The organism is Microbacterium sp. Leaf351, from assembly GCF_001423825.1.
Lineage (GTDB): Bacteria > Actinomycetota > Actinomycetes > Actinomycetales > Microbacteriaceae > Microbacterium > Microbacterium ginsengisoli.
The window spans coordinates 79,541-81,321 of the sequence record NZ_LMPK01000009.1; the positions used below are offsets into that span (position 1 = coordinate 79,541).

The 1,781-nt window shown below is 70.4% G+C and carries 1 protein-coding gene; it reads left to right on the forward strand.

Translation table 11 applies throughout. The features are described from left to right. Positions 1-46 precede the first annotated feature (46 nt). Positions 47-1,781, forward strand: a 1,735-nt coding sequence (locus ASG00_RS03645) for a DUF262 domain-containing protein (RefSeq protein WP_235559119.1), incomplete at its 3' end; no start/stop codon positions are given.

The window sequence follows — 1,781 nt, forward strand, 5'->3', positions numbered from 1 at the left end:
TGCCTCCTCCCACGACCCCGGGGGCGGGCCGGTAAAATCCCCCATCATGGGAGCAGCCAGAAACATCGAGGCATCCGCGGTCAACACCATCGACTGGCTGTCATCTCCCGGCACCAACATCGTGGTTCCGGTGTACCAGCGGCAGTACCGGTGGGACATCGGCGGGTGCGAGCAGTTGCTCGCCGATGTGCGCGCGGTCGCCGCAGCCGAACCCGGGCAGACCCACTTCATCGGCTCCGTGCTCTCCACTGCGTCGACCGACGCCGCCGACACCGAGCTCGTGCTGATCGACGGGCAGCAGCGCATCACGACCCTCATGCTGCTGGTGGCGGCACTCGCGCACACCGTGCGTGACACCGACCCTCCGCTCGCGGCCCAGCTGCGCCGCGTGCTGGTGCGGGCGGATGATCCGTCCCGCACGAAGCTGCGCCCCCACCGCGCGTGGGCGGAGGTGTTCGAGGAAGTCGTGCTCGACCGCCGTTCGCGCGACGACGCTGAGCGGGCGTCGCGCTTCGACGACAACTACGCGTTCTTCCGCAGCCGCATCGGCGTGCACGACGCGGCCGCGGTGTGGCGGGGTCTCACCCGGCTCGAGCACGTGGCGATCGCGCTCGGCGCCGAGGCGAACGCGCAGCAGACCTTCGAGAGCCTCAATTCCACGGGCGAGCCGCTGCGCGACCACGAGCTGATCCACAACTACGTGCTCATGGGACTCACGCGCGAGCAGCAGACCGAGATCGAAGACGACTACTGGCTGCCCATCGAGCGGGCCACCGGCGAGGCGATCGCGGCGTTCTGGCGCCACTACCTGATCATGACGACCGGGCGGGAGCTGGCGGCATCCGGTCATCGCTCGGTCTACGACGCGTTCCGGCAGCGGTTCCCGAGACTGGATGCCGCAGCCCTGCGTCGCCACGCAACAGAGTGGCGCGCGTTCGCCGAGATCTATCGTCGCCTGCTCGACCCGTCGCTCGAGCCGGACCCTGCGGTACGCACGCACACGGCGGGCATCGGCACGTTCGGCCGGGTGGCGTTCCCCCTCGCGATGCGGGCGATCGCCGACCACGGGTCGGGTCACCGCACCTACGCCGAACTGCTGACGACCCTGCAGAGCGTCGAGTCCCTGCTGCTGCGCCGCGAGATCGTCGGGGTGCCGAACGACCGCATCGTGGCCCGGCTGTGCCGTGCGCACAGCGAGGGCGAGTCGTCGCTCATCCACGCGGTCGCCCGCATCACCCCCTCGAACGAGCGGGTGCGCGTCGCGCTCAAGTTCGGCGATGTGCCGCATCCCGGCTACGTGCTGGGCCGGCTCGCCTCGCGCGACGGAGATCCGGACGTGATCGTCGACCACATCGCACCGCTCGCGCCGGGCGACGACTGGACGCCCGACGGCGTGCGCCTCTGGGGCGACCTGAGCGACGACGAGCAGAACGCCTATCGCGCCCTCGCCCAGAGTCTCGGAAACGTGGTGCTCCTCGAGGACGAGCTGGCGATCGATGCGATCGATGCTCCCTATCCGACAAAGCGCCGCCTGCTCGGGTCGAGCGCCATCCCGCAGACGCGGGCGGTCGCCGAGATCGCCGAATGGTCGACGGCCGCGATCGCGCAGCGCACGGCAGAGCTCACCGCGGCGCTCGTCGCGACCTGGCCGCGCGCGGCGACGGGTGAGATCGACGACGACGGACTCACCCCGATCCTCGATGCGAAGCCTCGGCGCGGCTGGCCGCACGGCTGGGAGCGCGAGTTCTCCTATGTCGAGTACCGCGGCGAGCACTGGGAGG